General features: G+C 74.0%; 4 protein-coding genes and 2 pseudogenes. 5 read left to right on the top strand and 1 reads right to left on the bottom strand.

All coding sequences use genetic code 11. The features are described from left to right. A pseudogene (locus DKT68_RS31265) lies at positions 1-276 on the bottom strand (hypothetical protein); the annotation flags it as partial. Positions 277-800: 524 nt separating this feature from the next. Here DKT68_RS31265 and pdhA point away from each other — a divergent pair. The 5 genes and pseudogenes from pdhA to DKT68_RS28395 form a co-directional block, all read left to right on the top strand. Next, complete coding sequence (pdhA, locus tag DKT68_RS28380; RefSeq protein WP_109820449.1) at positions 801-1,976, top strand: pyruvate dehydrogenase (acetyl-transferring) E1 component subunit alpha; 1,176 nt, start codon at positions 801-803, stop codon at positions 1,974-1,976. After that, positions 1,976-2,965, top strand: a complete 990-nt coding sequence (locus DKT68_RS28385; protein WP_109820450.1) for an alpha-ketoacid dehydrogenase subunit beta — start codon at positions 1,976-1,978, stop codon at positions 2,963-2,965. The genes pdhA and DKT68_RS28385 overlap by 1 nt, the downstream gene beginning before the upstream one ends. A gap of 5 nt (positions 2,966-2,970) precedes the next feature. Further along, the gene (locus tag DKT68_RS28390) at positions 2,971-4,434 is read left to right on the top strand and encodes a dihydrolipoamide acetyltransferase family protein (RefSeq protein ID WP_109820451.1); all 1,464 of its coding nucleotides are present in this window, start codon (positions 2,971-2,973) and stop codon (positions 4,432-4,434) included. A gap of 217 nt (positions 4,435-4,651) precedes the next feature. After that, on the top strand, positions 4,652-4,789 hold the full coding sequence (locus tag DKT68_RS31635; RefSeq protein WP_201749222.1) for a hypothetical protein: 138 nt from the start codon (positions 4,652-4,654) through the stop codon (positions 4,787-4,789). 343 nt (positions 4,790-5,132) lie between these two features. Next, positions 5,133-7,423: pseudogene (locus DKT68_RS28395) on the top strand (hypothetical protein); the annotation flags it as partial.

Consider the following 7,423-nt stretch of genomic DNA (forward strand, 5'->3'; position numbering starts at 1 on the left):
CAGCACCGCCCTGCCGGACAGCAGCACCCCCTTCATCCCGACACCGTCGGTCGGGCCGGTGGTGATCCCGCTGCCCGGGGTGGCCGAGCCCGCGCTGATGGCGGCGAGGATCGGCATCGACGCGGTGCCGGCGAGCAGCGCGACGGTGAGCAGGTAACCTCGGGAGGGGCCGCCGGCGCCGGAGGCGCGGTGCGCGCCGACCACCCGGCGATAGCCACCGGCGGACCGGTGCCGGCCGAGCTCGGGTGCCCCGGGACCGTCACCTGGCTCGTACACCGCGCACCCCTTGTCGTCGGCCGTCGGAGGACCCGGACGGGCGTAGCCGGTGGAGAACACCGGCAAATCACCCGATCGGCGCGATCCTGCGGCAATCAGCCTCGCCCAGTCACCCTCCGTCAGCCAACCTCCACAGCGTGTCGACACGCGGAGACGACCCGAACGGTGACGAACCATCGCCGGAACGCCCGGTCGCCCCGGTCGGGCACGATGGCGACAAACGGCGTCAGACAGGTGGCGGTGGGAATGCGGGGCGGGCGTACTGTGGGCGCGCTCACCTGCTCTGCGAATATGGAGCACGACGGCAACGCAGCCGTGACCTCCGCGCACCCTCGCGGCAGGCGCGGTTGAGCGCCGGCGCTCCCGATCCGGGTTCGGCCAGAACCCGGTTCACGCCGTGCGGCAACCCCCACCGGGGCTAGGCGCGGCCGCCAGGAACCGGTCCGGCAGCAGCCGGGCAGGCGCACGAGTTGCGCGGCCGGGTGACCCCCCGGTGCCGACGCAGACACGACAGGGAGAGACCGATGGCAAAGGGCGACCCCGGGGGCACCACCCGCAGCAGGCGGCCTGCACCCCGCTCCAAGAAGGGCGCGGCCGGCAGTCCGGAGCTGGTGCAGCTGCTCACCCCCGACGGTGAGCGGATCGACAGCGCCACCGGGCCGGACGGCACCGAGTACCGCGTCGACTTCACCGACGAGGAGTACCGCGGGCTCTACCGCGATCTGGTGATGGTCCGCAAGCTGGACGCCGAGGCGACCGCCCTCCAGCGCCAGGGCGAGCTGGGCCTCTGGGCCAGCCTGCTCGGCCAGGAGGCCGCGCAGGTCGGCTCCGGGCGGGCGCTGCGAACCCAGGACATGGCTTTCCCGACCTACCGGGAGCACGGCGTCCTCTACTGCCGGGGCATCGACCCGATCATGCCGCTCGGCCTGTTCCGCGGTGTCGACCAGGGCGGCTGGGACCCGAACGAGTTCAAGTTCAACATGTACACGATCGTCATCGGTGCGCAGACCCTGCACGCCACCGGTTACGCCATGGGCATCACCATGGACGGCAAGATCGGCACCGACGACGGCGAGGCGGCGATCGCCTACTTCGGGGACGGGGCCACCAGCCAGGGCGACGTGAACGAGGCGTTCGTCTGGGCCAGCGTGTTCAACGCGCCGCTGGTCTTCTTCTGCCAGAACAACCAGTACGCGATCTCCGAGCCGCTGGAGCGGCAGACCCGGGTTCCGCTCTACCAGCGGGCAGCCGGCTTCGGTTTCCCCGGCGTACGGGTGGACGGCAACGACGTGCTGGCCTCGTACGCGGTCACCCGCACGGCGCTGGACAACGCCCGGCACGGGCAGGGCCCAAGCCTGATCGAGGCGTACACCTACCGGATGGGCGCGCACACCACCTCCGACGACCCGACCCGCTACCGGATCGCCAGCGAGGTCGAGTCGTGGCAGGCCAAGGACCCGATCACCCGGGTCAAGGCCTTCCTGGACAAGCAGCAGATCGCTGACGCGGCCTTCTTCGCCGAGGTCGACGAGCAGGCCCGCCGCGAGTCGGTGCACCTGCGCGAGCGGGTGCTCAACATGCCCAACCCGGAGCCGGTGACGATGTTCGACCACGTCTACCCCAACGGGTCCCCACTGCTCGACGAGCAGCGCGCGACGTTCAACCGCTACATGGAGTCCTTCGAAGGGAGCGCCCACTGATGGCCACGGAGACGCTCACCCTCGGCAAGGCCCTCAACACCGGCCTGCGCCGCGCCCTGGAGACCGACCCCAAGGTCATCATCATGGGCGAGGACGTCGGCAAGCTCGGCGGCGTCTTCCGGATCACCGACGGGCTCCAGAAGGACTTCGGCGACCAGCGGGTCATCGACACCCCGCTGGCCGAGTCCGGCATCATCGGCACCGCGGTCGGTCTGGCCATCCGCGGCTACCGGCCGGTCTGCGAGATCCAGTTCGACGGTTTCGTCTACCCCGCGTACGACCAGATCGTGTCGCAGGTGGCGAAGATGCACTACCGCTCGGGCGGCAGGCTCAGCATCCCGATGGTGATCCGGATCCCGTTCGGCGGCGGCATCGGCGCCGTCGAGCACCACTCCGAGTCGCCGGAGGCGTACTTCGCGCACACCGCCGGTCTGAAGGTCGTGACCTGCTCCAATCCGCAGGACGCGTACGTGATGATCCAGCAGGCCATCGCCTCGGATGACCCGATCGTCTTCCTGGAGCCCAAGCGGCGCTACTGGGAGAAGGGTCAGGTCGACCTGGACGCGCCGCTGTCCGACGCGTACCCCCTGCATGCTGCCCGGGTGGTCCGGCCCGGCACGGACGTGACCCTGCTGGCGTACGGCCCGATGGTCCGGACCTGCCTGGAGGCGGCGACCGCCGCCGCCGAGGACGGCCGGGAGCTGGAGGTCATCGACCTGCGCACGCTCTCCCCGCTGGACCTGGCCGCGGCCTACGAGTCGGTGAAGCGCACCGGCCGTGCCGTGGTGGTGCACGAGGCGCCGTCCAACATCGGGCTCGGCGCGGAGCTGGCCGCGCGGATCACCGAGGAGTGCTTCTACTCGCTGGAGTCGCCGGTGCTGCGGGTGACCGGTTTCGACACCCCCTACCCGGCCGCCCGGGTGGAGGAGGAGTACCTGCCCGACCTCGACCGGGTGCTCGACGCCGTCGACCGCACCTTCGGCTGGTGAGCGGCATGTCCCGGATCAAGACGTTCAACCTGCCCGACCTGGGCGAGGGGCTGACCGAGGGCGAGATCCTGGCCTGGCTGGTCAAGGTCGGCGACACCATCGAGCTGAACCAGCCGATCGTCGAGGTGGAGACGGCGAAGGCGGCCGTGGAGATCCCGGCGAAGTGGGCCGGGCAGGTGCAGGCGATCCACCACCAGGAGGGCACCACGGTCGAGGTCGGTACGCCGATCATCGCGATCGACACCGACCCGGGCGCCGGCCCGCTGGACGCGCCGTCGACCACGGCCACGCCCGGCGGCGACCTGCCCACCCCGTCGGCGGCCTCGCTGGCCGCGGTCGAGGTGGCGCCGGCCGAGGGCATGGTCGAGCCAGGTCTGATCGGCGGTGCCGCCCCGGGTGGGCGGACCGCGGTGCTGGTCGGCTACGGCCCGCGTACCACCGCCGCGAAGCGCCGCCCGCGCAAGGGTGCGGTGCCGGCGCAGGCCGTGGCGGCGCCAGCTCCGGTGGCACCGGCGCCCCCGCCGGCTCCGGTCGCGCCGGCGCCGGCCCTTGACGGGCGGGGCGCCGCGACCGGTGGTCTCGTGCTGGCCAAGCCGCCGGTGCGCAAGCTCGCCAAGGATCTCGGGGTCGACCTGAGCACCCTGACCGGTTCGGGTCCGCTGGGCTCGATCACCCGGGAGGACGTGCAGCGGGCGGCGAGCGGCGCCGTAGCGGCGGCCGAGCCGATCACGGCGACGGCGGTGGCGACGAGCGCCGCGAGCTTCGGCGCGGACCGCGAGCAGCGCATCCCGGTCAAGGGGGTACGCAAGCTCACCGCCGAGAACATGTCCCGCTCGGCCTTCACCGCCCCGCACGTGACGGAGTTCCTGACCGTCGACGTGACCCGGGCGATGAAGGCGCTGGACCGGCTGCGCGGCCGGCGGGAGTGGCGCGACGTCCGGGTGTCGCCGCTGCTGCTGGTGGCGAAGGCCGTGCTCCTGGCGGTCAAGCGGCACCCGATGGTCAACTCGACCTGGGCGGGCGACGAGATCGTGGTCAAGGAGTACGTCAACCTCGGCATCGCGGCGGCCACCGAGCGTGGCCTGATCGTGCCGAACGTCAAGGACGCCGGCCGGCTCTCGCTGCGTGAGCTGGCGGACGCGCTGAACGATCTGGTGCAGACGGCGAAGTCCGGCCGTACCTCGCCGGCGGACATGTCCGGCGGCACCCTGACCATCACCAACGTCGGGGTGTTCGGAGTGGACACCGGCACGCCGATCCTGCCTCCGGGCGAGTCGGCGATCCTGGCCTTCGGCGCGGTACGGGAGATGCCCTGGGTGCACAAGGGCAAGGTCAAGCCGCGTCAGGTCACCACGCTGGGCCTGAGCTTCGACCACCGGATCATCGACGGTGAGCTGGGCTCGAAGTTCCTGCGCGACATCGGCGACTTCCTCGCCGACCCGGAGGCGGCGCTGCTCGCCTGGACCTGATCGTCCGAACGCCAGCCACGGCCGGTGTGCCACGGGTTAACGCCCGGCACACCGGCCGTGTCCGTTGGACGACGGAACCGTCGGCGGAAAGCCCTTTTGACCTTTGATTGTTAGGCAGGTGTCTCAGCTCACCTAATAATCGATGGAAGTTCGCCGGGTTGTGCGGTTGAATAGACGCATCAGGGGCCGACAACCGAATAGCCAGGGGGACCCACCCATGAGCATGATCGAGCGAATCCGCAACCACCGCGACGCCACCCGCCGCGCCCGTGCCATCGAGCACGCGCTGCGCTCGGCGAACTCGCCGGCAGTTCGCGAGGAGATCCTCATCATCGCCCAGCGTCACATGAGCTGACGCTCCACGACACTCCTCACCTCCTCCAGATCGATGGCCCACCCGGCCCACCGGGTGGGCCATCGGCGTTTCCCCACCTCGTGACACCGGGATTCCGCCGTGCCGCAGCGCCCGGTACGGTGGGCTTCGGTCGCCGCCCGCCGGCCCGGTACAGGGCGAGCCGATAGAAGCTGCTCGACACCGACCGGCAACGCGGAGTGACGACCGGTGCTCCTTGGACGCCCCGTGTGGCCACCGGATACGGTGCGGGGAGCCGGCACGGCGGTACGCCGGTGACGCCGGCAGCCATGCCGAGGAGACCGATCGGCACCGGCGGCCGACATGTGATGGAGGAGGCGCACCCATGACGTCCGAGGGCCCGCACCGCCCCGGCCAGGAGCCGGACGAGGTGTCACCGGGCGCCGGCGGACCGGCGCCGTACGGCGACCGCCCGGCGCAGCCGGACAACGGCTACAACGCCGCCGGCCCCGACCTGGGCTGGGCACCCCCGCCGCCGGCGCGGCCGAACCCGCCTGCCCCGGCGTGGGCCGCCCAGACGGAGCAGCCACCGAACCCGGCCTGGGGTGCCGCGGCAGCTCCGCAGCCCACCGAGCCGACACAGCCCGCCTGGGCCGCCGGCGGTGGCGCGAGCGAGCCGCAGCAGCAGCAGCCCGGCAACTGGCCCGGCAACAGCGGGGCAGCGGAGCCTCCCCAGCCCGCGCCCTGGCCCGCCCAGCAGCAGAACTGGACGCCGGCCGAGCAGAACGCCCCCGCCTGGACCACCGGCGCCGCCGAGCAGCCCGACTGGGCGCAGGCGCAGCCGGCCGCCCGGGGGGCCGCACAGGTGCCACCGGCCACCGCCGCCTGGCCCGCCCAGGACGACCCGGCACGCTCCGGCGGCTGGAACGCCGACGCCCCGCAGGAGGACCCGGCCCGCTCCGGCGGTTGGAGCGGCGCGGCACAGGCCAACCCACCCGCCGGCGACTGGCGCGGCGCCGAGCAGCAGCAGCAGCAGCCCGAGTCGTCGCAGGCCGCGGGCTGGTCCGGCGCTTCCGGTCAGCAGGACGACCCGTCCGGCTCCGGCGGCTGGGCCACCGGCGCCGCCGGTCGTGACGACCAGCCGGTGTGGACGCCGGCCGAGCAGTCGGCCCCGGCCTGGGGCCAGGCCGCCGAGCCGACCGAGCAGCCGGCCCCCGGGTGGGGTCAGGCCGAGCCGGCCGCGGCCCGTGGCGCGGCTCAGGTGCCGGCACCGACGCAGAACTGGCCCGGCCAGGACGACCCGGCCCGCTCCGGCGGCTGGGCCGCACAGCAGGAGGCGCAGCCCGCCGGGTGGGGTGAGGGCACCGACGTCAAGCAGGACGAGCCCGCGCAGCCCGCCGCCTGGGGCGGCCCCGAAGGCCGCCCGCAGCAGCCGGACTGGGTGCTCTCGGCGCAGGACCAGCCGGCCGAGCGACCGGAATCGGCGGAGTGGACCCCGGAAGCGACCGGCACCCCGGCCCGGGCCAGCGCCAGCGTGCCCAGCAACGACGGGACGCCCGCCTGGGCCGGCGCCCCGGACAGCCCCGCCCAGGGCAGCGCCGGCGTGCCGGAGTCCCAGCCGTGGGCTCCCGGCGAGGTCTGGGGGCGCGCCGAGGCGGAAGCCGCCCAGTCGCGCGGTGGATGGGAGGCGGGCCGGGGCGACGAGTCGCCGGTCTACCAGCCCGCCCCCGCGCCGGGCATCTCGCCGGCCAACGCGGTGCCACTGCCTCCGCAGGAGCAGCGCGTGCCGGGGGCGAGCCTGGCCGCCGCACCGCCGGCCAGCTACGTGCCGCCGACCCAGTTCTCTCCGGCCCCCGAGCAGCCGGCGTACGCCGAGCGGGAGAGCCCGGACGCCGCCGCGCAGTACGAGGCGGAGCCGACGGGTTGGGGCCGGGCCGAGGAGCCCTCGGCGGGCGGCTCGGTGGTGCCCGCTCCCCGTACCTCTCCGGAGGCCGGAGCGGGCCGCGCGGTCGTACCGGCGCCGGAGGCCGAGTCGGCGGCCGGCGCGGCGGGCCGTGCCTCGGCGAGCGCCTCGGTGCCGCTGGCCAGTCGGGTGATGCCGCCGACCGACCAGGCCGTACGACCGGCAAGTTCCCCCGCGCCGCAGCCCCGGGTCTACGGTCGCCCGTCGCGGCCGGAGCCGGAGAACGAGCCGGAGCAGGCGTCGCCGGAGTCGTTCCCAGCCGACCAGGGTCCCGAGCGTCAGAGCGCACCGGACTGGCAGAACGGCCCCGAGCGTCAGAGCGCACCCGACTGGCAGAATGCCCCCGACCGACAGGGCCCGCCGGACTGGCAGAACGGCCCCGACCGACAGGCCGCACCCGACTGGCAGAACGGCGCCGACCGACAGGCCGCACCCGACTGGCAGAACGGCGCCGACCGTCCCGCCGCACCCGGCTGGGGCGGCGAGTCCGCGGCCGAGCCGCGCTTCGACGACCGGCCGTCGGCGCCCAACGGGTTCGGTGAGGCCGCGTCCGCGCCGCCGGCGTTCCCGCCGGGGGTGCCGTCGTTCGTCGACACGCCGGGCAGCAACCGGCCGGTGAACGGGGTCCGGCCGCAGGCCGGCGCCGAGCGCCCGGCCGACCCGTTCGGCGGCCCGGGGTCACCGGCCGCCGGCAGCGCCGCGGTGAACGGCAC

This window comes from Micromonospora acroterricola, from assembly GCF_003172955.1.
Taxonomy (GTDB): domain Bacteria; phylum Actinomycetota; class Actinomycetes; order Mycobacteriales; family Micromonosporaceae; genus Micromonospora; species Micromonospora acroterricola.